The organism is Microlunatus sp. GCM10028923 (assembly GCF_042666975.1).
GTDB lineage: Bacteria > Actinomycetota > Actinomycetes > Propionibacteriales > Propionibacteriaceae > Microlunatus.
This window is the reverse complement of sequence record NZ_JBHTFF010000001.1, coordinates 683,529-709,529: the sequence shown is the minus strand read 5'-3', so window position 1 is coordinate 709,529 and position 26,001 is coordinate 683,529. Positions and strand designations below refer to the sequence as shown.

General features: G+C 68.0%; 18 protein-coding genes. 9 read left to right on the top strand and 9 right to left on the bottom strand.

Annotated features, from left to right (window positions below):
• Nucleotides 1–134 precede the first annotated feature (134 nt).
• The 3 genes from ACFQU4_RS03180 to ACFQU4_RS03170 are packed head-to-tail and all read left to right on the top strand — an operon-like array spanning nucleotide 135 to nucleotide 3,013.
• Nucleotides 135–1,379, top strand: a complete 1,245-nt coding sequence (locus tag ACFQU4_RS03180; RefSeq protein WP_377486830.1) for an FAD-dependent monooxygenase — start codon at nucleotides 135–137, stop codon at nucleotides 1,377–1,379.
• Between the two features lie 13 nt (nucleotides 1,380–1,392).
• Complete coding sequence (locus ACFQU4_RS03175) at nucleotides 1,393–1,842, top strand: VOC family protein (RefSeq protein WP_377486828.1); 450 nt, start codon at nucleotides 1,393–1,395, stop codon at nucleotides 1,840–1,842.
• 19 nt (nucleotides 1,843–1,861) lie between these two features.
• The gene (locus ACFQU4_RS03170; protein ID WP_377486826.1) at nucleotides 1,862–3,013 is read left to right on the top strand and encodes a hypothetical protein; all 1,152 of its coding nucleotides are present in this window, start codon (nucleotides 1,862–1,864) and stop codon (nucleotides 3,011–3,013) included.
• A 793-nt stretch (nucleotides 3,014–3,806) separates the two neighbouring features.
• Here the strand turns inward: ACFQU4_RS03170 and ACFQU4_RS03165 are convergent.
• The 4 genes from ACFQU4_RS03165 to ACFQU4_RS03150 form a co-directional block, all read right to left on the bottom strand.
• Nucleotides 3,807–4,775 (bottom strand): hypothetical protein, encoded by a 969-nt coding sequence (locus ACFQU4_RS03165; protein WP_377486823.1) that lies wholly within the window; start codon nucleotides 4,773–4,775, stop codon nucleotides 3,807–3,809.
• A gap of 17 nt (nucleotides 4,776–4,792) precedes the next feature.
• Nucleotides 4,793–6,061, bottom strand: a complete 1,269-nt coding sequence (locus ACFQU4_RS03160) for a hypothetical protein (RefSeq protein ID WP_377486820.1) — start codon at nucleotides 6,059–6,061, stop codon at nucleotides 4,793–4,795.
• Nucleotides 6,058–7,686, bottom strand: a complete 1,629-nt coding sequence (locus ACFQU4_RS03155) for an extracellular solute-binding protein (RefSeq protein ID WP_377486818.1) — start codon at nucleotides 7,684–7,686, stop codon at nucleotides 6,058–6,060. Before ACFQU4_RS03155 ends, ACFQU4_RS03160 begins: the two co-directional genes overlap by 4 nt.
• A 197-nt stretch (nucleotides 7,687–7,883) precedes the next feature.
• Entirely contained in the window at nucleotides 7,884–8,705 is an 822-nt protein-coding gene (locus tag ACFQU4_RS03150) for an SDR family NAD(P)-dependent oxidoreductase (protein WP_377486816.1), read from the bottom strand.
• Between the two features lie 149 nt (nucleotides 8,706–8,854).
• Between ACFQU4_RS03150 and ACFQU4_RS03145 the strand changes: the two genes are divergently transcribed.
• Nucleotides 8,855–10,462, top strand: coding sequence for a hypothetical protein (locus ACFQU4_RS03145; protein ID WP_377486814.1), 1,608 nt, complete (start codon nucleotides 8,855–8,857; stop codon nucleotides 10,460–10,462).
• 117 nt (nucleotides 10,463–10,579) lie between these two features.
• The gene (locus tag ACFQU4_RS03140; protein WP_377486811.1) at nucleotides 10,580–12,085 is read left to right on the top strand and encodes an MFS transporter; all 1,506 of its coding nucleotides are present in this window, start codon (nucleotides 10,580–10,582) and stop codon (nucleotides 12,083–12,085) included.
• Between the two features lie 4 nt (nucleotides 12,086–12,089).
• Here the strand turns inward: ACFQU4_RS03140 and ACFQU4_RS03135 are convergent, their stop codons facing one another.
• Nucleotides 12,090–13,292, bottom strand: a complete 1,203-nt coding sequence (locus ACFQU4_RS03135) for a helix-turn-helix transcriptional regulator (RefSeq protein ID WP_377486808.1) — start codon at nucleotides 13,290–13,292, stop codon at nucleotides 12,090–12,092.
• A 116-nt stretch (nucleotides 13,293–13,408) separates the two neighbouring features.
• Between ACFQU4_RS03135 and ACFQU4_RS03130 the strand changes: the two genes are divergently transcribed.
• The 4 genes from ACFQU4_RS03130 to ACFQU4_RS03115 are packed head-to-tail and all read left to right on the top strand — an operon-like array spanning nucleotide 13,409 to nucleotide 20,353.
• On the top strand, nucleotides 13,409–15,646 hold the full coding sequence (locus tag ACFQU4_RS03130; protein ID WP_377486805.1) for a glycoside hydrolase family 2 protein: 2,238 nt from the start codon (nucleotides 13,409–13,411) through the stop codon (nucleotides 15,644–15,646).
• Nucleotides 15,643–16,854 (top strand): glycoside hydrolase family 1 protein, encoded by a 1,212-nt coding sequence (locus ACFQU4_RS03125; protein ID WP_377486803.1) that lies wholly within the window; start codon nucleotides 15,643–15,645, stop codon nucleotides 16,852–16,854. Before ACFQU4_RS03130 ends, ACFQU4_RS03125 begins: the two co-directional genes overlap by 4 nt.
• A gap of 2 nt (nucleotides 16,855–16,856) precedes the next feature.
• Nucleotides 16,857–19,505, top strand: coding sequence for a family 78 glycoside hydrolase catalytic domain (locus tag ACFQU4_RS03120; protein ID WP_377486801.1), 2,649 nt, complete (start codon nucleotides 16,857–16,859; stop codon nucleotides 19,503–19,505).
• Nucleotides 19,506–19,543: 38 nt separating this feature from the next.
• The gene (locus ACFQU4_RS03115; RefSeq protein WP_377486798.1) at nucleotides 19,544–20,353 is read left to right on the top strand and encodes an SDR family NAD(P)-dependent oxidoreductase; all 810 of its coding nucleotides are present in this window, start codon (nucleotides 19,544–19,546) and stop codon (nucleotides 20,351–20,353) included.
• Nucleotides 20,354–20,521: 168 nt separating this feature from the next.
• On the opposite strand, the gene ACFQU4_RS03110 is transcribed toward ACFQU4_RS03115, so the two are convergent.
• The 4 genes from ACFQU4_RS03110 to ACFQU4_RS03095 are packed head-to-tail and all read right to left on the bottom strand — an operon-like array spanning nucleotide 20,522 to nucleotide 25,830.
• Complete coding sequence (locus tag ACFQU4_RS03110; RefSeq protein WP_377486796.1) at nucleotides 20,522–21,409, bottom strand: carbohydrate ABC transporter permease; 888 nt, start codon at nucleotides 21,407–21,409, stop codon at nucleotides 20,522–20,524.
• Nucleotides 21,406–22,281, bottom strand: a complete 876-nt coding sequence (locus tag ACFQU4_RS03105; protein ID WP_377486794.1) for a carbohydrate ABC transporter permease — start codon at nucleotides 22,279–22,281, stop codon at nucleotides 21,406–21,408. The genes ACFQU4_RS03110 and ACFQU4_RS03105 overlap by 4 nt, the downstream gene beginning before the upstream one ends.
• A gap of 59 nt (nucleotides 22,282–22,340) precedes the next feature.
• Nucleotides 22,341–23,723 (bottom strand): ABC transporter substrate-binding protein, encoded by a 1,383-nt coding sequence (locus ACFQU4_RS03100; protein WP_377486791.1) that lies wholly within the window; start codon nucleotides 23,721–23,723, stop codon nucleotides 22,341–22,343.
• Between the two features lie 31 nt (nucleotides 23,724–23,754).
• Nucleotides 23,755–25,830 (bottom strand): hypothetical protein, encoded by a 2,076-nt coding sequence (locus ACFQU4_RS03095; RefSeq protein WP_377486788.1) that lies wholly within the window; start codon nucleotides 25,828–25,830, stop codon nucleotides 23,755–23,757.
• Between the last annotated feature and the right edge of the window lie 171 nt (nucleotides 25,831–26,001).

Here is a 26,001-nt window from a genome sequence, read left to right as displayed (position 1 = left end):
GTACTAGTTCACTTACTCACCTGCACTAGTTCACTATCCGAGAACAGTCCCTTAGATTTCGCCTATCTGTGGTCATACGGTGTTCACGCTGCGACTGCGGATACGCCGTATCGCTCAATCGGAAGGCAGGGTCGATGGAGAATCGGGACATCCTCGTGTCAGGAGGCGGTATCGCCGGGGCGGCCCTGGCGTACTGGCTACGTCGCTATGGCTTCCGGCCGACGGTAGTGGAGCGAGCGTCGGCTCCCCGCACCGGAGGGCATGCAGTCGATATCCGCGGCACCGCGCGACAGGTGATCGAACGCATGGGACTCGTTGCGCAGGTCGACCGTGCTCGCATCGGAGCCCGCGGCATGGCCTTCATCGACGAGCGGGGCAAGCGGCTGGCGAGCCTAGGTCAGGATGTGTTCGGCCCTTCCGGCGGTCCGGTCGCCGAGTGGGCCCTGCTGCGCACCGACCTGGCCCGGATCCTCTACGACACGATCCACGACGAGGTTGGCTACGTCTTCGACGATGCGATCACCAACGTCGAGCAGGACGAGGACGGCATCAACGTCGAGTTCGAGAAGGCCGATCCCCGACGATTCGATCTGCTCGTCGGCGCGGATGGCGTGCGCTCCAACGTACGCCGACTGATGTTCGGCCCCGATGACCGCTACCTCCGCGATCTGGACTCCTACATCGCACTGTTCTCCGTTCCGTCCGAAGTTGATCTTGACGGCTGGCAGTTGATGTACACCATGCCGGGTGGCAACGGCCGGACCGGCCGAACCGCCGGTCTGCGTCCGGTGGTCGAGCCGGGCCGGGCACTCGCGGGATTCTTCTTCCGCGCTCCTGGACTCCAGTACGACCGGCGAGATCTCGACGCGCAGAAACGGATCGTCGCGAGCGCCTTCGCCGACGCCGGCTGGGAGGTTCCCGACGTCCTGCCGAGGATCTGGGACGCGTCGGACTTCTACTTCGACCGGGTCGAGCAGGTGCAGGTCGACGGCTGGTCGCGCGGCCGGACCGTACTGCTGGGCGATTCCGCCTACTGTGCCTCCCCCATGTCCGGGATCGGCACCAGCCTGGCCCTGGTCGGCGCCTACGTGCTGGCCGGCGAGCTGGCCAAGGCCGGCGGTGATCATCGCGTGGCCTATGCCGCGTACGAGAAGGCGATGCGGGAGTTCGTCGATCAAGCCCAGCACTTCGCCCGCACGGCTGGCGACGGTGGCCTGATGCCGGACTCGCCCTGGCAACTGTGGCTGCGGAATCAGTCGATACGGATCGTGCGGTACCTGCCCCGGTGGCTCGTCGGCCGTGGGCTGGCGAAGATCGCCGACACCGTCGAACTCGACGACTACCCAGCCGAGGTCCATCGCCAACCGCTCGAACGCTGAAAGGGAGATCACGATGCAGGTCAGCACGTTTCTGTGGTTCGACGGCCAGGCCGAGGCCGCTGCCACCCACTACACGGCCCTGTTCCCCGACTCCAAGATCCTGGACACCCAGCACGACGCGGACGGTCATGTGATCACCGTCGTCTTCGCCTTGGCCGGACAACGCTATGTCGCCTACAACGGCGCCCAGCCGTATCCCTTGACCGGAGCGATCTCGATGTATGCGGAGTGCGAGTCCCAACAGGAGGTGGACACGCTCTGGACCGGTCTCACCGACGGCGGCAAGGAGGGGCCCGGCGGTTCTCTGGTTGATCGCTTCGGCGTGACCTGGCAGGTCATCCCCACGACCCTGCAACACCTCCTCAAGGGCGCGGAACCGGAGACCGCTGGGCGCATCCTTGCCGCCGTGCACGCCATGACCAAGATCGACATCCAAGGACTGGTCGATGCCCGTGACCAGTGAACCCTCTCGAAACGAGCCCATGACGCGCGCCGACCGCCCCAGGTCCGCCGATGCCCAGCCGAGCGAGATCCGGCCGGGACGCAGACGATTGCGGGCCGCGTTGGCCCTGATACTCCTGACCCCGTTCTGCGCCGAACTGACGTTCACCGCGGTCGCCGTACCCACAACCTGGCTGCTCCTTCCACTGTTGCTGATCATGTACGGAGCCGGCGTACTCCTCATCCGCGAGGCCGTGGTCCGAGTCGGCGCCGGCTGGCCGAGCCTGGTCGCGCTCGGACTGGCCTACCAGTTGGCCGAGGACGGACTCGGACTCCAGGCACTGACCAGCCCCCAGATGTACGGCGCCGCCGACTGGGGCCTACGCGCCCTCGGCATCAACTGGACCTACTGGGAATCCCAGATCGGGGTCCACCTCGTCCTGAGCGTGCTCCTGCCGATCATGATCACCAACCTGATCTTCCCCACCCTGCGGCAACAGCCCTACCTGCGCACCGGCGGATTCGTCGTCGCCGGCGTACTAGCCGTCGTCGGCGTGCTCGGGCTGCGCGTCATCGTCTCGGCCACCGAGGATCCCGGCTATCAAACCCCCTGGCCCTGGACCGTCGGCTACGTCGTCGTGATCGCCCTGCTGGCCTGGCTGGCACTCGGCGTGCTGCCTCGATTCAAGGACCCGGACCGAGCCCGCACCGACCGGCGATCACCACGACCCGTGGTGATCGGCATCGTCTCGGCGTACCTGACCCTGGCCTTCCTGACCACACTGCTGCCACTCGGATTCGGGTCACACCTCTTGTTCGGCGACCTGATGTCACGGCCCCTGCGACTGTTCGTCGCCGCGGTCACCGCAATCCCCTTCGGCTGGCTGGTCCTGCGCTGGCGAAAGTCAGCCGACTGGGCCGACAGCCATCGCCTATGGCTCATCGGAGGGATCCTCGTCTCCCATACGGCGTTCATGATCCCGGCGTCGCCTACCAGTGCTGCGATCGGCGTGATCACCATCGGCCTTGAAGCGGTCTTGTTGATCATCCTCGGACGACATGCCCTGGGCGAAGCCCGGACTACCGGGTCTCCTCGCTCCGCGGATACCAGGCCGGAACGTGCTCGGGGGATCGCGGAAACCGATGCAGATCAGCCAGCAGGTCCGTATCGGTCGGTTGAGGATGTTCGCTGAGCCCGACGCGGTCTTGAAGCGTCGCGATCTCCCGCTGACCCTCGCCCTGCCTGACCTGATCGACGGGCCGTCGGCCGACATCAGGAAGGTGCCCTTCCCAGACCGTCGCGCGCCACCGGTGCGATCCAGGCACTGTGAACGAGCGCGACACTGGGGCCTCTGAAGCGGACGCACGGCCACCTCGCCCGTCGGGTCGGTGCCCGGCTGGCAGTTCCGGCGCCAGCTGACCTGACGACAGCGGATCGCCATGTTGATCACGGGATCCGTCGGCACCCTCGTCCTGTTCCCCCAAGGCCTGGTGCCGTTGATCTTCCTGCTGGCCGGGAACCGACCGGGGCCTGGTTCGTCGCCCGTTATCTTCTCACTGCCGCCGCCATGATCATCATCGGGATTCTGTTGTACAGCTATGCGGTTCGGGTCTCCCTGGTGGGACAACGTCAAGATCAAGAACTCCATCACGGGAGCGAACACCAGAGAACCCCGGAGGCAGCGCCGGAGCTCACGACTCGGGGGCTGAGCTTCGGCCCCGACGCCAGTCAGAGTAGTGAGGCTGGCAGTTTCGGCCCGTCGGGGACCTGAGAGGGAAGGGCATGATCATGGATGCTCGTTCGGCTGAAGATCAGCTGAGTCTGATGATGTTGGACTCGTTCGGCTGGGTTCAGTCGCTGGACCTGATCTTGGCCGGCGTCCTGACCACTGCCGCAACGGTAGTCTTCGCGGCCGGGCGGTCCACTGGTGGCGGGCAACGCCGCACCCCGACCCGCAGCACCGGTCCGCGGCCACGGCACCATGATCAACGAGGAAGGGCGAAGAGGTGGGTCATGGCCGAGGTGTGGGATCCGGACCCGTCGGCGTCGGGGAGATTGACGGCGGCGCCCTGAATCGACCCGGCCGGACCGGCCACGTATTCCGTTCTGACGTAGGCATAGAGCCGCCGACACCCCGGCGCAAGGCTGAGCTTGGCGTGGAGAAGGACCGCCTTGTGATGGGTCTGTCGGGTCACCGACACTGGGAGTTGGGCCGGCGTCGCCGACCGGCACACTGTGTCACCGTTCATCTGGTTGACGAACAGGGTGAATCGCGCATCCGACCTGGTCGACGAGTGTGCGCAGGACCCGGGGTCGCACGACATGAATTCCATTCCGGCAATCACATCGACCTGTGTCTGGCTCGAGGTGAGCGTCGCGTCCAGGATCGGCGTGTAGACGCGGTCGGTCACCGGGATGTTGCCGTACGGCAACGAACGCTGCATCGCCGCGCCGCTCGCATCCTCGCCCACGGACGGGTCCTCGAACCTGAACTCGCCTTCCAGGGTCAGCGCCGAACCCGTCGGGCTGAGCGAGTGGCCGCGGTAGTACAGCCGGCAGGTCAGCGTACCGGTGGTGGTGGCGGACACCAGGAACTGCGTCACGATCGAGATCCTGACCCGATCGGTGTTCGGGCTGCCGGCCTGGTCGATGTTCTCGCCCATGACGACGTTGCTCACGCCGGCGCCGGAGCAGTTCACCTCGTTGTCGACCAGGGTGATCTGCTCGGCCGAGGAGGCCCACATCTCCGAGTAGACGTAGGCGGTCTGGCCGACCTGCATCGCCAGGCTGATCGCATCGATCTGGTGGACCATAACGGTGCCGATGGCCGGAATGCCGGTCAGTCGTTCCGGACCGTACGTGATGGCGGTGGCGGCCCGGGCCGTCACGGCCCCGCCGGCGAAGGTGGTCACGACGAGAACGGCCAGAGCAAGCATGGTCCAGACGCGTTTCATGGCCAGCACCCCCAAGATCACGAGTAGTCGGACACCGCCCGGCCGGTCCGGGCGAAGTTCGCGTACGCCATCGCCAGCATCCGGACCGACACGAGGCCGGGCGCGTTCTGGTCGAGGTTCTGGTCCAGCAGGTCGCCTATCCGCGGTTGCAACGCGTCTTCCGCGTACGGATCCAGCGGCAGCCAACCACCGGCGTAAAGTTCCTGCTTGACCTGGCCGGCGTCCGCCCGGGAACCGTCGATCCGCTCGTGAACGGTGAGATCGCCGGCCGAGTCCTCCGTCATGGCGTGTCGGGTCAGGGTCCGGGCCAGCCGGACCAGGTCGTCTCGTCGGTACAACCCCGACCGATGGGCCAATTCAGCGAACTCGATGCACAGCTGCCCGTGGCCGAGATCCTCGACCCGCGTGTTCGGGTTGTACGAAGGCATGTTCACCGACACCCCATCGGCCTCGGTCCAACCGCGGTAGGCCCAGGAGTCCTTGTGCTGATGGGGCCAGACGACCGCGCCATCGGCGAGCCGCGTCCAGTCCTGCCGCCAGTGCGCAGCCAGGCGCTTGGCCCGGTCACGGTAGACCACGTCACCGGTGAGCTGCCACAGGCTGAGCACGGTCGCGCCGATCGCCAGGTCCATGTTGGTCGGGTACTCGATCCCGTCGACGACGTACGGAGAGCCCTTGGTGAAGGTGTACGAACCGCTGCCCTCGCCGAGATTCCTGAACTCGGCATCGTGCACCGCAACCGCCCGCACGGCGGCGTCGCGGAATCGTCTCGCCGCGTCGGCGTACCGCTTGACGAAGCGCAGCGCGGGGTCGACCATGATCGTTCGGGCGAACATGGTCATGCCGTAGGTGATGTTGCCGGTGTCGACGCCGATCAGCATCGACGTGGACGCCGGATCGACGGTGACCTTGAAGTTGCGCCAGGCCGGCAGCGACCTGCCGCGGTAGTCGGTGACGCCGCGGTCGGAGTCCCGGTTGGCCAGAACGAGATCTCCGTGGGCGATGAACTTGTCGAGAAAGTGCCGGTCCCGGTGGGCGCGGTACATCAGCACATACGCCTTGAGTACGGCCGACTCCTGCCAGGAGTAGAGACCCTGCTCGTTCGTCGCGTCAGCCACGCCCCAGCCGTCGTTGAATGCCTGGTCCGCGGCGTCGAACGCGGCCCGGGTCGCCGATTCCGGCACAACCGCGGCCGCCGGGTGCAGCCCCGCCGCGGCGAGGGCGGTGCCCGCGGAGATGCCGATCATGGCCCGCCGGCCGAACCGGGCGCCGGGTCCGGTGGTCATCGTCCGGCGGCCTTCGCGAACGCCTGTTCGTACTCGGCGCGGATCTCGTCGCCGCCCCCGCTCCGCCAGCGCGCTACCCCCGCGTCCCAGTCTGTGACCGGCGCATCACCCTTGATGATCTCCGCCTGCAGCGCCAGGAGGTCCCGTTCGAGCGCGCCGCCGCGCTCCGAGGCGGCGTTCGAGAACAGCCCGAGCGTCGGGTCCTGCTTGCCGTTCGGCACGGTCCGTTCCTGGTATGCGTGTGCCCGCCGGGTGTCGTCCGGGAGACCGGGCAGATAGAGGACCGCCGGCGCGGCGGCGAGGTAGGACGCCGGTACCCGCCGTTCGTCCATCCCGGCCTTGGTCGAGACGGGTTCGGCGTCCTCCCAGGTGAAGTTGTGCCCTTCGATGCCGTACCGGACGAAGAGGTACTCCTCGGTGCCGAACGGCGACGCCAGCCAGTCCGCGATGCGGAGCAGTTCCGCCAGCCGGGCCGGCTCCGACTTCTTGAAGACGGTCAGACTGAAGACCCCGGCGGACAGGAACTTCCGTACCGATCCGCCCTCGGCCCCGGGTGTGTCGAGCACGTCGAAGATGATCGACGGATCGGTCGCCATGGCTTCGCGCGCCAGGCCCTGCCAGGCGTTGTAGCTGTTGTAGCTCATCGCGATCGCGCCGGACATCAGCCAGGTGTTCACGTTCTCGCCGGCCGTGAAACCGTCCGGATGGATCAGCCCTTCCCGCCACAGCCGGCCGACGAACTCGAGCGCCTCCTTCATCGCCGGTGACTCGTACACGCTCACGAAGGAACCGCCCTGTTCCTGCCACCGGTTCGGGCCGTCGAACAGCTCCAGCGCGAAGGTCGCCGTCGTGAGCGGATCGCCGAGCGCCCAGCGGCCGTTTCTGGCGTCCGTCAACCCGCGGCACAGCTCGACGAACGCGTCAGCGTCGGCCGCCTCGATCGGCCGGTCGAGGCTGCGGAACAGGTCCGATCGGCACAGCATCAGGCTGCCGACCACTCCGCGGTGAATCGGGATCCCGTAGATCCGTCCGTCGAAGATCGCGCCCTGCCAGCTGTGCGACGGGATGTTCGCCAGCGCCGGGTAGTCGGCTACGGCGTCGCCGGACAACAGGTCGCTGAGGTCGGCGAACCGTGCCGCCAGCAGGTCCGGGAACCTCGGGACCGATCCGGGCATCGCCATCGCGAGGTCGGGTAGGTCGTTCCCGGCGACGACGGTCGCGAACTTGCTGGCGTAATCGGACGGCGGCGTGAGGTTGACCCGCAGCTCGAGGCCGAGCCTGCGGTTCAGATCCTGCCAGTAGCGGTTGTTTGGGAGCGGTGGTGGCGCGGACCCGTCGGTCCGCGACATCGCGAGCAGGCTGCCGCTGGTCGCCGGAGCCCGGTCGTGCATCGGAACCTGCCGGCGCGGGTAGCTGAGGAAGCCCGCCATGACGCCGGCGGCGGACGGCTCCAGGTCGGGCTTCACCCCGGCATACGGACGGTAGGTCGGTAACGGCACCGCGGTCCGCCGGCCCGGCGGATTCTCGGCCGGAGCGCCAGTGCTGCAGCCGGCGACGGCTCCGAGCGACAGCCCGACGGCGGCCTGGAGGGTTGTTCTTCGACTGACCACGAGATGTTCACTCATCGGTGCAACTTTCGACGCGAAATTTCGGACGAACGCGCTCCTAATTAACGACAACCGTAAAGTCCTGATCCCGTGATGTCAACGGACGGAATCCCCAGCCCAGTCACAAATCCCGGGACTCCGAACGGTGCGTCCGCACGCGCCGCCTCGCCGGCCACGAATGATCCTGCAGCCGGCGGGTCCTCGAGAAGATCAGGTCACGATGATTGCGGACTCTGAAGGAGCCCGGCCATCCGGCGGGCGATCATGGTCATCGCCCGCTCCGGGACCAGCCGGGTGAGCAGGTCCATGACCTTCGCGTCTCGTCCGACGAGGACGCGGTAGCTGCCCTTCGCCATGGCGGCGATGATCTGCCGGGCCGCCGTAGCGGGCGCCAGCACGTTGGCCGCGACGGCATCGTCGGCACCCGGCGCCGTGGGGATCCGTACGCCGCTGTTCTCGGTGATGCTGGTCGCCACCGCGCCGGGAAATACGACGGTGACCCGCACCGCGGTGCCGCGGAGTTCGGCATGCAGGCCCTCGGTGAGCAGCTTCACCGCGGCCTTGGACGCCCCGTAGGCGGTCTGGCCCGGCACCGGGACGAAGCCGCCCATGCTGGAAACGTTCACCAGCGCCGCCTGCGGGCGTTCCCGCAACCGGGGCAGGAAGGCCCGGATCATGGTCACGACGCCCCAGAAGTTCACCGCGAACACCCGCTGGAGGTCGGACTCGTCCAGCTGGTCGAACGGAACGAACCGCTGGATGATGCCGGCCACGTTGAGCAGTCCGTCGACCGCTCCGTGGGCGTCGGTCACCGCGTCCGGGAGGTGCCGAACCGCGTCGGCGTCAGTCACGTCGACCGCGTGGGTGGTCAGCCGGGCGGCGGCCGGTCCGGCCAGGGTCACGGTCTCGGTCAGGCGGTCCTGGCTGAGATCCACGGCCGCGACCCGGGCTCCTCGTTCCAGCAGCTGCAGCACGATCTCGCGCCCGATACCGCTCCCGCCGCCGGTCACGACGAACACCTTGCCGGAGATGATCATGCCGGGTCTCCTTGATCAATGGACTGAGGACTGATCACGCTAGCCGCGCCGGCACCGTTTGCCTAGAACGGATTCGATGCGGGTAGAACGCTATCGACCGCGAATCGCTTCTATCCGGTACGGAAGCGGCGGCACTACGGTCGCCCGGCATGACGATCAACTCCGACGAGTTCGGGCGCATCGAGCTGACCGAGGTCCCCCTTCCGGCCGAGGCACGTGACGCCACGGCCACGTACACCTTCTCCGGAAGCGTGTTCGTGCTCTACCGCACCGACGCGGAACCGGCCGCGGCGGACGTCTATCACGCCGCCGTGGTCAACGACGACGGCACCGGATTCCGCCCCATCTTCTCCGGCCCGATTCCCCAAGCCGCCAAGGCCAACGGCATCCGCCACATGGTGTTCCGGGACAACCGCCGGGTGCTGCTGGGCGACTACGTGCTCGAGTGCAGCCCGGACCTCGACACCGGTACGGAAGCGAAGCTGATCAAGGTCCGCTACCCGTGGGGGCTGGCGGACAACCCGCTGATCACACACCACTGGTCGGAGATCATCATCTCCCCCGACGACGATCACCTCGCCTGGACGATGCTGCGGGCCGACCTGGGCGCCGACGTGGCGATCGGTCGGCTGCGCCGCGCCGATGATCATTACGTCATCGAGGATCCCAAGATCATCAGCACCGTCGACGACCTGGTGCCGGACCCGGAGCGGGACGGCTATCTGATCACGCGCCCGATGCGCGGCGGCGAGGTGAAGCAGTTCGTCCGGGGCGGGACGGCGATCTCGGCGGTCGGCGCCGGCGACGGCATACTGCCGGACTCGGTCATCCAGGACCTGGCCGCCGAGGCGCTCGAGCCGATCACCAGGAACCCCGGCTACGACGAGACCACGATCCTGTCCCCGGACGAGCGGCTCGGCGTGGTGATGACCTCCCGCGCCTCGAACAGCACCGACCCCGCGATCCTCGGTCTGCTGCCGCGTCCGTACGCGGGGCTGACCGGGATGGCGCTGGCCTGGATCGTCTACGCCTACACGGTGACCGGCGTCCGGCAGTTCCGTGAAGGCAATATCGGGCCGGTCCTGATCGACCTCGCCCGCTCCCGCTGTGAGCCGGGCTATCAGGGCGTGCCGTTGCACGACCCGGAGCAGTCCTGGGTCTACGTGTCGCCGATGTCGTGGCATCCCGACGGCCGGCGGATCCTCTGGCTGGAGACGCTGCGCGGTAGCGACCGGCCCGGTCGCTACCGCGACATCCGGGTCCGCAAGGCCGAGCTTCTTGATCATCGACCGGCCGCGCCGGTGCCGGTCCGGACGACTCCGGCCGACATTCCGTACGCGATCGGCGGCGCCGCCGCGGAGGAGGTCCTGCGGCGTCCGGCCGGACCGGTCGCCGGACGGATCGCCGGCCGGCACTCGGGCTATCTGGAGCACGAGCGGCAGCCCGGCGATCTCAGCACCGGACGCGCGGGCTTGACCAGCTCCCGCTACGTCGACTTCAGCGATGACGGCCGTACGTTCCTGAACGGCTTCGAGCGAGTCCGCAGCTCGTTCACCGAGGAGACGGTCTACGAAGCCGACCTGGAGTCGACCGGCGACCGGACTGGCGAGTTGCGACTGCGCGCGACCTGGTCCGGCCTCGTCGGCCCTGCCCCGGCCCGGCTGCTGTTCGAGCCGGCCTCCGACGGGCTGCCCAAGAGTCACGGCTTCGCACGCCTTGGCGATACCCGACTGAACATCGAGGACCTGGTGCCGTGAGCCGCGCACGATCCGTACTAGGGAAGCCGAATCAGTCCTAACCGGCGCGGCGCGGCCGGATCTAGGGTCGGGCAACCGTTTGGGGTAATCCGTTCATTCAAAGGAGATTGAACCACTATGGCAAGGACGCGAAAGCTCACCGCGAGCGAAGTCGACGGCGTGGACTATCGACGGGCGAGGACGTGGCACATCGCGCTCTCGCAACTGAACAACGGCTCGGCGATGATCTTCTACGTCCTGGTCGGCCTGATGAGCTACCTGCAGAACGCGGGATACGGGATCGCGGTCGCGGCGGCCGGCTTCATCCTGACCGGAACCCGGGTACTCGACGGCGTCATCGATCCGCTGCTGGCCCTGGTGATCGACAAGCTGAACCTGCGCAGCGGGAAGTTGCGGTTCTTCATGCTGCTGGGCTGGCTGATCCGGTCGCTGGCCGTGCTGCTGCTGTTCGTCTGGGGATCGGATCGTGATCTTGGTCCGGTGTTCTTCGTCGTGATGTACGTGATCTACATCGTCGGTTCGTCGACCAACGACATCGCCGCCAACATGATGGGCCCGGTGATGACCAACGACCCGCGGCAGCGCCCGGCGATCCAGGTCTGGGCCACGATCTACGCCTACCTGGTGCCGACGATCTTCACCTTGATCTCGACCGTCATGATCTTGCCGAAGTACGGCAACCAGTTCAGCATCCCGATGCTGCGCGAGACGGCGCTGGTCTTCCTGGCCGCCTCGCTGATTCTCCAGATCCTGGCCGTGATCGGTGTCTCGCACGCCGACAAGCCGGAGAACTTCCGGCACCTCTCGGCCAAGGACACGGACGGGGACGTGTCGGTCAAGGACATGTGGCGATTCCTGCGGAGGAACGGGCCGTTCCAGCGCTACACCGTCGCCGCGGTGGCCGACAAGCTCGCCCAGCAGGTCGGTTCCCAAGCGGTGGTGACGACGATGCTGTACGGGATCCTGATCGGCAATATGCAGCTGGGAACGATCATGGGACTGGTGACGATGCTGCCGTCGATCGCGTTCGCGATCCTCGGTGCCCGCCACACCGGCCGGCGCGGCGGCCGGGCCGCCATGATCATCTGGACCTGGGTCTGCATCGGGCTGTCGGTGCCGCTGATCGCGATCTGCCTGGTCGTCGACCTGCGCTCGGTCCTGGTCAGCCTCCCGCTGACGATCGCGTTCTTCGGGCTCACGCTGCTGCTCAACGGTTCCAAGATGTGCATCACCACGGCGGTCGGGGCGATGCGGGCCGACATCGTCGACCACGAGCTGGACCGTTCGGGCAAGTACCTGCCGGGCGTGGTGACGGCCACGTACAACTTCATCGATCAGTTGATCTCCTCCCTCGGCGCGACGATCGCCCTCGGCGCGGTGGCGCTGATCGGCTACTCGGCCACCATGCCGCAGCCGACCGACGCCCCGACCACGCCGATCCTGCTGGTGACCGTGATCTTGTTCTTCGTGATCCCGGTGCTCGGCTGGATCGTCACCCTGATCGTGATGCCCGGCTACCGGCTGAGCCGGACGGAGATGATCAACGTCCAACGCCGGATCGCGGACAAGAAGGCCGCGCTGCTGAGATCGGAAGCCACCGCCACCACCACCGCGGCCGTCTAGCGGATCACAGCGCGTGTTCGGCGCGATAGGCGGTCGGCGTGGCGTCGTAGATCGACTTGAACACCTTCACGAAGTAGTTCGCGTCCAGGTAGCCGACGTAGGCGGCGATATCGCGGACCGGCTGGTTTGTGGTCGCCAGCAGGTGGGCGGCCCGGGCGGCCCGCTCCCGGGCGAGGTACTCGGAGATCGTGTGCCCGGTCTCGGCCTTGAACCGCCGGGCCAGGTGCGACTCCGAGACTTGCAGCCGGCCGGCCAGTTCGCGGGGCGAGACGTTGTGGCTGAGGTGCAGCTCGATCTCCTCGACGGCCTGGCGGACCAGCCTCGAGTAGGGCCGCATCCGGTAGCGCTTGATCTGCCGGCAGAACTCGCCGATCATCGCCGCGTTCATCTCCAGGGTGATCTTGGGATCGAGGGTGTGCCCACTGCGGTGCAGCCGCTGTGCGTACGTCTGCGAGATGGCGTCGATCGTGACCGGCGGCAGGCCGCTCTGCTGGGCCGCCACCCTGGTCAGGATGCGCAGGATGGTCGCGCCCAGGTATGGGGTGTTGAGGTAGCTGGGCGGCGTCCGGATGCTGCCCATCTTCCGCAGCGCGGCGAGCGCCGCCCGCTCGTTCCCCTCGGTGACGGCCCGGAGGTAGTCCTGCTCCAGGGCATAGCGCTCGTTGACCGCGTCCAGCGGCGCGGACTGCGGACGGTCTCCCGCACCTGCGGCGATGGGGGTGGCGGCGACCGTGACCCGTTCGAAGACGACTCCGTCCCCGGCCCGGCCGTCCAGGGCCAGCAGGGATTTCGCGGCACGCATCACGTACTCGGAGTCGACGATCGCGAAGCGCGCCCGGTAGAGCTTGAACGGTTGCAGGTACGCGCTCGGGATGCGGAGCCGGCCCAACAGCGTCTCGGCCTCCCCGGCCCGCAGCGCGTCGGCGGCGTACGGGCCGACGACGACGAGCCCGTCGTCAAGCCGGAACAGGGTCACCGCGAGCCCGAGCGGCTCCAGCACCTCGTGGACCGTCCGGTGCTCGAGCCCGGAGACGTGGTCGGCCAGGAACGCGGCGGTGAACGCCGGCTGGAGCGCGGGATCGAAGCAGTTCGCGGTTTCGAACTCGGGCAGGGTCCCGTGCGGATCGTCCGTCACCTCGACCGGGCAGCCCAACATCGTCCGCAGGAACGACGTCCCGATCTCCAGGGTCGACGCCTCATGCCCCATCGGAACCTCCTTGATCCGCTGGATTCATTCTGCTCCTGCCCGCATTCTTCTACCATGCGGCGCTCTCGCGTGGTTATCGTCCGGAACCTCGAACCAATCGTGATCAAGGGAGTGCGATGCGTGACCGAGCCGGTAGCCGTACCGTCGAAGGGTTCAACGACGACTGGATCTTCTTCGCCGAGGAACTGCCAGCGGCGACCCGCTGGGACGAGTTGCCGACGGCCGGCGAGCCGGTCACGCTGCCGCACACCTGGAACGCGGTCGACGGCCAGGATGGCGGGAACGACTACCGGCGGGGACGCAGCACGTACGCGAAGCGGTTCGGGACTGCACCCGAGGCCGGCGAGACCTGGCTGGAATTCCGGGGCGCGAACTCCTCGGCCGAGGTCCACCTGAACGGAACCGAACTGGGCCGCCACGACGGCGGTTATTCCACGTTCCGGGTCGACCTCACCGGCGCCCTGCGCGAGGACAACACGCTGCTCGTGATCGTCGACAATGCGGCGAACGACCGGATCTATCCGCAGCGCGCGGACTTCACGTTCTACGGCGGCCTCTACCGAGACGTGAACCTGATCAAGGTTCCACCGGCCCACTTCCGGCTCGATGATCATGGCGGCCCCGGCCTGGTCATCACGCCGCAGCTGGCCGGCGACCGCGCCCAGGTGCTGATCCGGGCCGAGGTGACCGGCGGGTCCACGGTCCGGTTCGCGATCGACGGCGTCGAATCCCGGACCGTCCCGGTCACCGACGGTGCGGCCGAGACCATGATCGAGATTCCCGAGGTACGGCGCTGGCACGGCCGCCGGGATCCGTACCGCTACCTGGCGACCGCCGAACTGCTGGACGGCGACGACCCGGTCGACCGGGTTCGGCTGCGGTTCGGCTGCCGGGAGTTCGCGATCGATCCTGACCGCGGTTTCCTGCTCAACGGCGAGCCCTACCCGTTGCGCGGCGTCTCGCGCCATCAGGACTGGGAGGGCGTCGGCAACGCCGTAACGCCCGAGCAGATGGAGACCGACCTCGCCCTGCTCACCGAGCTCGGCGCCAGCACCGTCCGGCTCGCCCACTATCAACATGATCAATATTTCTACGACCTGTGCGATCACGCCGGCCTCGTCGTCTGGGCAGAGATCCCGCAGATCACCAGCTTCCTGCCGGACGGCACCCGGAACGCCACCGATCAACTGACCGAGTTGATCATCCAGAACCGGCACCACCCGAGCATCGTCTGCTGGGGCCTGTCGAACGAGATCACGATCGGCGGCACCAGCGAGCAGTCGCTGGCCTTTCACCGCGAGCTGAATGATCTTGCTCATCGGCTCGACCCGACCCGGCCCACCGTGATGGCCCACGCGTTCATCCTGGAGACCGACGATCCGCTGATGACGGTACCGGACGTGTGCAGCTACAACCTCTACTACGGTTGGTACCTGGGCGAGCTGGAGGACAACGACCGCTGGTTCGCCGACTTCCGGGCGGCCCATCCCGGCGTCCCGATCGGGCTGTCCGAGTACGGCGCCGACGCGAACGTCCAGTTCCAGACTGGCACGCCGATCTGCGGCGACTACACCGAGCAGTATCAGGCCCGCTACCACGAGCATCTGCTCCAGTTGATCGACGCGAGCCCGTACCTGTGGGCCACCCATGTCTGGAACTTCGCCGACTTCGGCGCCGACGGCCGCGAGGAGGGCGGCTGGCCCGGCCGCAACCAGAAGGGCCTGGTCACGTTCGACCGGAAGATCAAGAAGGACGCCTTCTACCTCTACAAGGCCGCCTGGTCCGACGAGCCGTTCGTGCACCTCTGCGGCAGCCGGTACGCCGACCGCCCGGAGGACACCACCGAGGTGACGGTCTACGCCAACCGGCCCGAGGTCGAACTGTGGTGCGACGACCGGCTGGTCGAGAGGCAGACCGGGAGCCGCGTGTTCCGGTTCAGTGCGCCGATCACCGGCGAGCACCGGATCGTCGCGCGGAGCGGCGACCTGACCGATTCCATGATCATCCGCCGGGTCGAGCAGCCAAACCCCGACTACGCGATCGCTGCCGGAGGTCTCACCAACTGGTTCGACGCGGAGCTGGACAGCCCGGACGGCTACTACTCGATCCACGACACGCTGGCCGACATCAAGCGGTCCCCCGAGGGTCGCGCACTGGTCCAGCTGCTGCTGGACGCCGCCGCCGCCCGGACCGGTGACGTCGCCAAGGACGTGCAGCTGCCCGAGGGCCTGCAGGCGATCGTCGACCGGATGACGGTCGCGTCGCTGATCAGGCACGCCGGCGACACGATCCGTACCGAACAGGTCGTGGCGCTGAACCGCGAACTCAACAGCATCGAGAGGACCCCGTCATGACCTCGACATTTCCTGAGGGCTTTCTGTGGGGCGCCTCGACGGCTCCGCACCAGATCGAGGGCAACAACGTCAACTCCGACTTCTGGGCCAACGAGGGACGCGTTCCGGGGATGGAGCGCAGCGGTGACGCCTGCGACAGCTATCACCGGTGGGGCGAGGATCTGCGGCTGCTGGCCGACGCGGGACTGAACGCGTATCGCTTCGGCATCGAGTGGGCCCGGATCGAGCCGGTCGGGGGGCGCTTCTCGAACGCCGAGCTGGCGCACTACCGGCGCATGATCGACTCCGCGATCGAGCTCGGGCTGAGCCCGGTGATCACGCTGCACCACTTCACCAACCCGCGCTGGTTCGCCGAGGCCGGCGGCTGGCTCGCCGACGACGCCGCCGAACGGTTCGGCGCCTATGTCGAGGCTGCCTGCCAGATCCTCGACGGCGTCGAGTGGGTCGTCACGATGAACGAGCCGAACATGCTGTCGATCATGACCGCGATGGCCCGGGCCGCGACCCGGGCCACGACCGAGGACTGGCAGAGCCCGACGGTCGACGACCGGCCGCGGCCTGCGCTGCCACCGCCGGACCCCGAGATCGGCGATCGGCTGATCGCCGCTCACCGCGCGGCCCGCAAGATCATCCGGGCCAAGATCAACAGCAAGGTCGGCTGGACCGTCGCGAACCGGGCCTTCGCCGCCCGGCCGAGCGGGGAGGCCAAGCTCACGGAACTCCAGTGGATCTGGGAGGACCAGTACCTGGCCGGCTCGGCGGGCGACGACTTCGTCGGTGTCCAGGCCTACTCCAGCCAGTGGGTCGGCGCCGACGGCATCGAGCCGTACCCGGCCCATCCCGACAACACGCTGGTCGGCACTGCCTACCGTCCGGACGCGCTGGCGATGGCCGTCCGGCACACCGCCGAGGTGACCGGGCTGCCGATCATGATCACCGAGAACGGGATCGCGACGGCCGACGACTCCCGCCGGATCGCCTACACCAGCGAGGCTCTGGCCGGGCTCGCCGACACCATCGCCGATGGCGTGGACGTCCGCGGCTACCTGCACTGGAGCCTGCTGGACAACTACGAGTGGGGCCATTGGAAGCCGACCTTCGGCCTGGTCGCCGTCGACCGGGAGACGTTCGTCCGGACGCCGAAACCCAGTCTGGCCTGGCTCGGCGGCGTCGCCCGGCGCAACCGGCTGCCGGCGCAGGAGGGTTGATCATGATCACCGGGCCGACCCGGTTGCGGATCGACAGCGGTGGCGACGAGTTCCCGGTCACCGGCTCTGCCGCGCCGAGACTGAGCTGGCGGCTGCCGGACGGCGCGCACCAGACCGGCTGCACGCTGCAGGCGAAACTCGACGGGACACCGCTGCGCCCGGTCACGCTCGAGACGTCCGAGCACGACCTGCTGCCTTGGCCGTGGCCTGTGTTGCGCAGCCGGCAGCGGGCGGCATGGCGGGTGCGCATCCAGGACGGCGACACGGCTTCGGCCTGGTCGGACTGGAGCCGCTTCGAGGCGGGCCTGTTCGACGCAGACTGGACGGCGCGCTGGATCTCCCCCGCCGAGCCCGCCGATCCCGGCCCGGGCCGGCGCCCGGCCTATAGCTTGGCGGCCGAGTTCGAGCTCGCCGAGCTTCCCGAATCGGCCCGTCTCTATGCGACCGCGCTCGGCGTGTACGAGGCGTACGTCAACGGCGAACGGGCCGGGACCGCCGAACTCACCCCGGGCTCCACTTCCTACGACCGGACCCTGTACGCGCAGGCCTACGACGTCACCGACAGCCTGCGCGCCGGCGGCAATCGCCTGGAGCTACTGCTCTCCGACGGGTGGTACCGCGGCCAGGTCGGCGCGTTCCGCCAGCCGGCCGGTTGGGGCGATGTCCTCGCCGCCCGGGCCGAACTGCACCTCGGCTTCGCCGACGGCGAGACCTTGATCATCCGTACCGACGAGAGCTGGACCAGCACCCGCTCCGCGATCGTCCGGGCCGACCTGATGGACGGCCAGACCACCGACCTGCTCGCCGCCCCCGAACAGGCCACGCCGGTGCTCATCGACCGGGTCGCCCCACCACCGATCGACTGGTCACCGGCACCACCGGCCCGCCGGGTCGAATCCCTTCCGGTGCAGGGATTCGAGCAGGTCCGCGACGGCCTGTGGCTGGCCGACTTCGGCCAGAACGCGTCCGGCTGGATCTCGCTGTCCGACCTCGGCCCGGCCGGCACCCGGACGATGATCGATTACGGCGAGCACCGCGGACCGGACGGCGATCTGCAGACCTCGCACCTGGACGCCGTCTATCCGGGCGCGCCGCCGAGCCCGTTCGTCCAACGCGACGAGGTGGTCTCGGACGGCGCCGATGGGACGTTCGAACCGCGGCACACCGTGCACGGGTTCCGCTACGCCCGGCTGACCCGCGACGCACCCGTCGACCCGGCGAGCCTGACCATGCACGTCGTTCACTCCGCCCTCGAACCGACCGGCACGTTCGTCTGCAGTGACGCCGACCTGGTGCGCCTGTGGGACGCGGCCCGGTGGAGCTTCCGCGGCAACGCCGTCGACGTCCCCACCGACTGCCCGACCCGGGAACGGCTCGGCTGGACCGGCGACTACCAGGTGTTCATCTCGACTGCCACCAGGCTGTACGACGTGCTCGGTTTCAGCCGCAAGTGGCTCCGGTCGGTCCGCGATGATCAACTCGACGACGGCCGGATCGCCAACTTCTCCCCCGACGGTCGGCGGATCAAGCTCAACCCCGACGACCAGCTCGCGATGATGACCGGGTCCGCCGGCTGGGGCGATGCGATCGTCCACGTCCCGTGGCAGCTGTACCTGGCCTACCGCGACCGGGAGGTCCTCGCCGAGAACTGGCCGGCCATGGTGCGGTGGACCGAGTGGGCGCTGGCCACAGCCCGCACCGCCCGGCACCCGTCCCGCGTCCAGCGATCGGCCGAACCGCAGCCGCACGAGCAGTTCCTCTGGGACGGCTCCTTCCACTGGGGCGAATGGTGCGAGCCGAGGGAGCGGGCCGCCGACGGCACCCCGATCGACCCGCTGAAGGCCGACCCGAAGGGCTGGTTCCTCGCCGACAAGGGAGAGGTCGGGACCGCCTACCTCCACCGCACCATCTCGACGATGGCCCGGATCGCCGAACTCCTCGGCCGCGCCGGCGAGGCCGAGCGCTACCGCGGGCTCGCCGGACAGGTGCTCGAAGCGTGGCGCACCGAGTTCCTCGCCGCCTCGACCGGCCGCACCGCCACCGACAGCCAGGCCGCCTACGTCCGCGCCCTCGCCTTCGACCTGATCCCCGATGATCTTCGACCCGCCGCCGCGAGCCGGCTCGTCGAACTCATCCGCGGCGCCGACGACCACCTCGCGACGGGCTTCCTCTCCACCGCCGACCTGCTGCCCGTGCTCGCCGACACCGGCCACGCCGGCACCGCCTACGCCCTGCTGTTCCAGCGCACGTCGCCGTCCTGGCTCGGCATGATCGACCAGGGCGCCACGACGATCTGGGAGGACTGGGACGGCATCGACGCAGGAGGTGACGCCCACGATTCGCTCAATCACTACAGCAAGGGCGCGGTCGTCCGGTTCCTGCACAGTCACACGCTCGGACTGCGCCAGGCCGACGATTCGGCGGGCTGGGAGTCGTTCCGCGTGGCTCCCGTACCGCATCCGAAGATCGGCTGGGCCCAGGGCACGCTCGACACCCCTCGCGGCCGGATCGACGTCGCCTGGCGTACCGAAGCCGGCCGGCTGCACCTCGACGTCGAGGTCCCGTCCGGAGCCGGCGCGGTGCTCGAACTCCCCGGCGCCCAGCCGGTGCGGGTCGGCCCCGGCCGCCACGCCTGCTCCGCGCCCGCCTGACCAAGATCGACCTGACCAAGATCGAAAGGACGGCACCTGTGCCCTATCCCCTGCCCGACGTCTCGGCTCGCTCGTTGTCGGAGTTGATCTCCCTCGATAGCCGCAGCGCCGTCATCACCGGTGGCGCCCGCGGCCTCGGCAAGGCGATCGCACGGCGTCTCGTCGAGGCGGGTGCCCGGGTCATGATCGCGGACCTCGACGGTGACCTGGCCCGAACCGCGGCCGCCGACCTCGAGTCGATCCACGAAGCCGCCACCGTGACCGCGACCCGTCTCGACGTGACCGACGCCGGGTCCGTCGCCGCGTGCGCGGACGCGGCCGTCGCCGAACTCGGCGGGCTCGACGTCTGGGTCAACAACGCCGGGATCTTCCCGAGCCTGCCGGCCCTCGACCTGCCGGAGGAAACGTGGGACCAGGTGTTCGCGGTCAACACCCGAGGCGTCTTCACCGGTTCCCGCGAAGCGGCCCGCCGGATGACCGACGGCGGCGTGATCGTCAACGTGATCTCCACCGCCGGCTTCCGCGGGCAGGCACCAGGACTGTCCGCCTACGTCGGCTCCAAGCACGCCGTGCGCGGCCTGACCCGGCAGCTGGCGCTGGAGTTCGGCCCACGGGGCATCCGGGTGCTCGGCGTCGCACCCACCTTCGTCCCCACCGAAGGGAACCTGGCCGCTGCGGCGGCCAACGGCGTCGACCCCGCGGCGATGGCCTCGTTCGTCAAGCCCAGCCTGATCGGCCGCCTTGGCACACCGGACGACATCGCCAGGGTCGTCCTGTTCTGTGCCAGTGATCTGTCCATGATCATGACCGGAAGCACCCTGCTCGCCGACGCCGGCGAAACGATCTAGTGTCGTGCGTCCTTTGTTCCTTGTCAGGTGGCGGCGTCCAGGTGCGTGCATCGCAAGGCCGACGAGGAAGACATATCGGGTCATATATCGCCTGAGGAGAACGCCGCGAGGTGCGTGCCTGGGCGTCGCCAACTGGCAAGGAACAAAGGACGCGCGACACTAGAACCCCTACTTGATCGCGCCGACCCCGATGCCCTGGACGATGTGCCGCTGGGCCGCGAGGTAGAAGATGATCACCGGGATGATCGCGATCGTCGTGGCGGCAAGGAGGATCGGCTGTTGCGGCGTTTCGGCCGAGGTGAACGCGGTCAGGCCCCGTTGGATCGGCATCAGCGAGTTGTCGTCGAAGATGACCAACGCCATCAGGTACTCGTTCCAGGCGCCGAGCCCTTGGATCACGGCCACCGCCGCGAGTCCGGGCCGGGCCAGCGGCAGGATGACGCTCCAGAAGATCCGCAGCGGACCGGCGCCGTCCAGCGCGGCCGCCTCCTCCAGGTCGCGCGGCTGACTGACGAAGAAGCTCCGCATGATCAAGGCCGACATCGGGACGCCGGACGTGATCAGGATCAGAACGTAGCCGACCGGACTGTTCGTCAGGCCGAGCGACACGAGCAGCTTGTACTGCGCCAGGAACATCGCCGGTGCAGGAATGATCATGACCACGAGGATCACGACGGTGAACGCGGCCTTGCCGGCGAACTCCAGCCGCGCCAGGGCATAACCGGCGAGGCTGGCGACCAGGAGGATCCCGGCCACGGCACAGCCGGTGTAGATCACACTGTTACGCAGGTAACTGCCGAGATCGCCCTGCACCCAGGCTGTGACGTAGTTCCCCCATTGCGGATCGCTGGGCAGGAAGCTCTGATTCGACAGCAGCTCGGTCAGGCTCTGCAGCGACCCGGAGAGCATCCAGAGCAACGGGAACACCGCCGTGAGCGCCGCGATGATCAGCAGCCCGTACCGGCCGATCAGGCCCGGCCGAGGCCATCGTCGGCGCGGCCGGGCGTCGGGGTTCGTCGTCGACCTGATCATGGTGCGGTCCGAGACGGTGGTCATGATCGAGACCTCCACCCGGTGATCGCGAGCTGAACGACCGAGAGCAGGACGAGTGCTCCTCCGAAGATCACCGACATTGCGGCGGCGCTGCCGTAGCGCCAGTTCACGAAGGCCTCGTTGAAGATCGCCAACGTCGGGACCATGGTGTGGTAGCCGGGACCTCCGTTGGTGAGCACCTGCACGGTGCCGAAGATCTGGAGCGCGGCCAGCAACGTGAGCAGGCTGACGATCGACGTCACCGGCGCCAACTGGGGCCAGGTGATGTGACGGAAGCGTTGCCAGGCGTTGGTGCCGTCGAGCGCGGCGGCCTCGTACAGCTCCTTCGGCACGTCCTGAAGTCCCGCCAGGAACAGGAGGAACCCGAAGCCCCAGTGGAACCAGACGAACACGGCGGCGACCGCGGGCAGCGCGACGGCCGGATCGCCGAGCCAGTTCTGCTGCAGTCCGCCCAGGCCGACGGCCTGGAGCAGCCGGTTCACGACGCCGGCGCCCGGCGCGAGCAGAAAGGAGAACAGCAGGCCGACGACGACCACCGAGAGCACGCCCGGCAGATAGAAGACGGTACGAAACAGCGTCCTGCCCCGCGTGATGCTGTTGACCGCCAGGGCCATGCCGAGGGCGATGCCGTTCCCGGCGACGAACCCGACGATCCCGAAGAACAGCACATTGCGCATCGATGCCCAGAACACCCGATCGCCGGCGATGAACGCGTAGTTCTCCAGGCCCACCCACGGCGCGTCCGCGCTGACGCCGTCCCAGGATTGAAAGCTCAGCAGGATCGCCTGGATGAACGGCGTGATCGTGAAGAGCCCGATCAGGCCGACCGCGGGAGCCAGGAACAGCCACCCGATGACATTGCGCCGTACGGTCATGGACCCACGAGCCGCCCGTGACGTTGGACCTCCCCCGGCGACCCGAACCGGCTGGGTGATCATGCCGAGCGGTCCTGAGCCGCCTGGATGTTGGCGAGGGCCTCGTCGGGGGTGGCCTCGCCCAACACAACCCGCTGTGCCTCGGCGACGACCGCCGTCTTCACGTCCGTCGTGAACGTCGTCGACATCAGCTGCATCGCCGACACACCCTCGGCGAATCCCGCGAGCTGTCCGGGCACGTCACCGCTGGCGAGCAGTTCGGGGTTGGTCGGCAGGATCCGGGCAACCTCGGCAAACGTCGCCTGCTGCTTGGACTCCGTGAGCCACTTGACGAAGGCCAGCGCTTCCTTTGCGTACTTGCCGCGCGGGTTGATCACCGCGCCCTTCCCCGGAACGCCGGGCGAACGGACCGGCTGGGTCGCATCGTCGGCGACAGGCAGTCCGGTGGAGAAGTAGTCCTCGAACTCCGGATTGGTTCGCAGGCCCACCGAGATTCCCGGTGACGCATCGAAGATCACGCCCATCGCCTGGGTGAAGAACGACGTCTCGACGTTCGGGTTGTCGTCCTGGCCGCCGGGCAGTGCGTCGTTGGCGATAGCGCCGGCTTCCTTGAGATCGACCAGGAGCTGGAAGGCGTTGCGCCAGCCGTCCTGCGCCCATGGCGCCTGACCGTTGAAGGTCGCCGCGATCTGGTCGTCGGTCAGCCAGTTCGAGGCCACCCCCTGCAGCAGCTGCGGTGTCAAGGACGCGGCGACGCTGAACCTGCCCTTCCCGGCCAGAGCGGCGACGAACGCGCTCAGGGTCTTCGGCGCGTGCTCGGCGTCGAAGCCGGCCTTCGCGGGATTCACCAGGAATCCGTAGGTCTGGGTCTCCCAGTGCACGGTGTAGATGCCGGGCTTGACGTCGAGATTGTTGCCGTCCTCGAACTTCGACATCGTGATCACCGCCGGGCTGAAGTTCTTGCTCCACCCGGCATCGAGCTCGCCGGTGAGGTCCATCGCCCAGCCGGCGCGGTAGAAGGGTGCCATGTCCGTGGCCGCGAACGATGAGTAGATGTCCGGCATCGACTTGGACTGCGCCTTGGCCTGCAGCTTCGGCAGATAGTCGGCGGGGCCGGGCGAGTCGATGATGATCTTGACGCCGGTCTCGCCGGTGTACTGCTCCGCCAACTGCTTCAGCGCGGCTTCCTGGCCGCGGGACTGGTTCATGAACGTCAGTTCGACCTCGCCCGGATTCGCGGGCGGCTCGTTGCCGGACGAGCAGCTGGACAGAATGGGAGCAGCGGTGATCGACAGCGAGAGTGCCGCAACGAACGTGCGGCGGCGAACGCGGGGAGCTGTGGGGTTGTGATGCATGGTCCTCACCTTTGAAAGCCTTGGAAACTTGCGGTGTCCGGCCGTTGCCGGCCGTCGGGCATCCACGACGGGATGCGGTCCGATCACTGGTGTCGGGTCTCCTTCCTCTCGCGGTCGGTCACGTCGTCGTGACCTGGTCCGGCCGACTGGGCAGCAGGTCGAATCCCTCCGCCGTCAGAACCCACCCCTCGGGAAGTTCGGCGCCCTGATCGACGGCCGCGACCAGGTGGGCCGCGGCGGCCAGGAGCCCGCCGTTGGCGGGCAGGTAGATGGACAGGAACCCGGGCAGCTGCGGGTTGTGCCCGTTAGGCAGGAAGACGTTCTTCGGCGACGGCAGCAGCAACGCGTCCACCGCCCGGCCGAGATCGCCGAGCCGAGCCGCCGTCATCGCCATCACCGGGTAGTCCCAACCCCAACTGGTCTGGAGGTCCCAGCGGTCCCAGACGGCATCGAGCGTCGCCGCCATGCACGACGGATCGACGAGCTCGGTGTCGGGCAGCCAGCCCATGGCCATCAACATCGACGGGTGGTCCTGGCGTACAAGCTGGGGCGGCGTTTCTACGGCGGCGTAGGTGCCGTCGGCCAGCAGGGTCGGCCGGGCCAGGTTCCGGGCCACCCGATCCCAGGCCTCGCTCGGATCGAGGCCGAGCCGGCTGCGCCAGTCGTTCGCGATCCGGAGCGCCCAGGCCCAGTAAGCGAGTTCGAAGGTCGGGTTGGTGTTCGTCGCCCGATCAACCAGGTAGCTCTCCTGGGCAGGGATGAGCGGTGGCGGCAGAACGAACGAACCGTCGCGTTCCTCGACGAACGTGATCATGAACTCGGCGGTAGCCTCGATCAGCGGATAGTGATCCCGCAGGAACGATTCCGCCCGTCCCTCTCGGCGCAGGAGTTCGAGCAGGTAGATGATGTGCGGCTGCTGCCAGATCAGGAACACGCCGATGTGGCTCGGCGACTCGCGGGCCGACGGATCGGTCTGCTTCGGCCACCGCGCCCCACCGTAACCCTGCCGACGAGCCGTGGCCTCCGCAGCCGCCAGCGCACCGTGGTACCAGCCGATGCTGCGCTCGAGCAGGTGCCCGCGACCCCAGAGCGGAAATTGGGCCGCATGCCACCAGTGCATCTCGAGGTGGAACTTCCCGGACCAGGTGTTGTAGGTCAGACCCGACTCCGCGGGCGGTGTCGTACCCGCGCAGTTGACGGCGGTCAGGTACTGCGAGAGCACGATGCGGCGCTCGAGTTCTTCGGCCCGGCGGTCGATGCTCCGCTCCAGGCTGATCGCGGCACCGTCCCTCCAGAACCCGGCCCACCAGTCCGCGGCCGCGGTACGGACGGCTGTGAAGTCACGCTCGCCGAGCGCCAGTGCATCGTCCGGCGCCAAGATCACCACGACCTCGAGAGCGACGCTGCTCGTGCGTGCCACGACGCCCGCCCCGTCGTGGCTCAACGAGCCGGTCGTGGTCAGGTCGACGCCATAGCCCGCCGTGCCGAGCCATCGTGACGCGCTCCAGTGGCGAGATGTGCGCCGATCCCAGGTGGTCCGCACCGCGAGCGGAAGCTCGAACGGTGCATGATCATCCGGCTGGTCGTCGAACACCCAGGCGATGCCCCACCCACGGGCCAGCAGGTCGGACTCGACCCGCGTCGCGAACCGATGATCATGCGGATCGGCGACCGTGATCACCCGTACCCGGGCACCGTCGAGGACGTACTCGGCGGTGACACACCCGGTCCACAGGTCCAGCTCGGTGCGGAGCTCACGCAAGGCCGACGGGTCAGCGGGGCCGGTCCCGTCGGGTCTGACCAGCGCCAGCCGTCCCAGGTGAGCCCGGCGCGGGTTGAAGTGGAACCACGCTCCCTCGGCGAACTCGGGCGCGATCGGATCGCCGGCGCGCTGGATGCCCATCCGGTCGAGGTACGGAACCACGCCTCGTCCGGTCTCGTACAGAGTTTCCGCTCCCACCAACCGGAACGGGCAGGCCGGTTCGGTCTCGTACCAGCCCCAGGTTGATTGGGTCCGGAGCGGAATCTGGAACTCATCGGCGTCGAAACGCCGGCGGCGCTGCTCAGGCAGTCCGGCCAGCCCGTCACCCGCAACCCGGTACGGATCCGGAACCAACTCGTGGAACCGCGGGAAGGTCTGGAGACCGGACACGTCGACCGTGAGCGCGATGTCGCCGTTCCCCACCGTCAACACATCGGCAGGATGCCAGGAGGTCAGCACCGGATTGTGCCTCCGAACGAGCCGGCACCGGTCAATCCCCTCGGGCATCAGCGCGCCTCCCACCAACCCAATTCTGAGTCGTCTATAACTTTGGCGCGATGAACTTAACATTGGATCGCCTGATGATCAACCGATGACGACGAG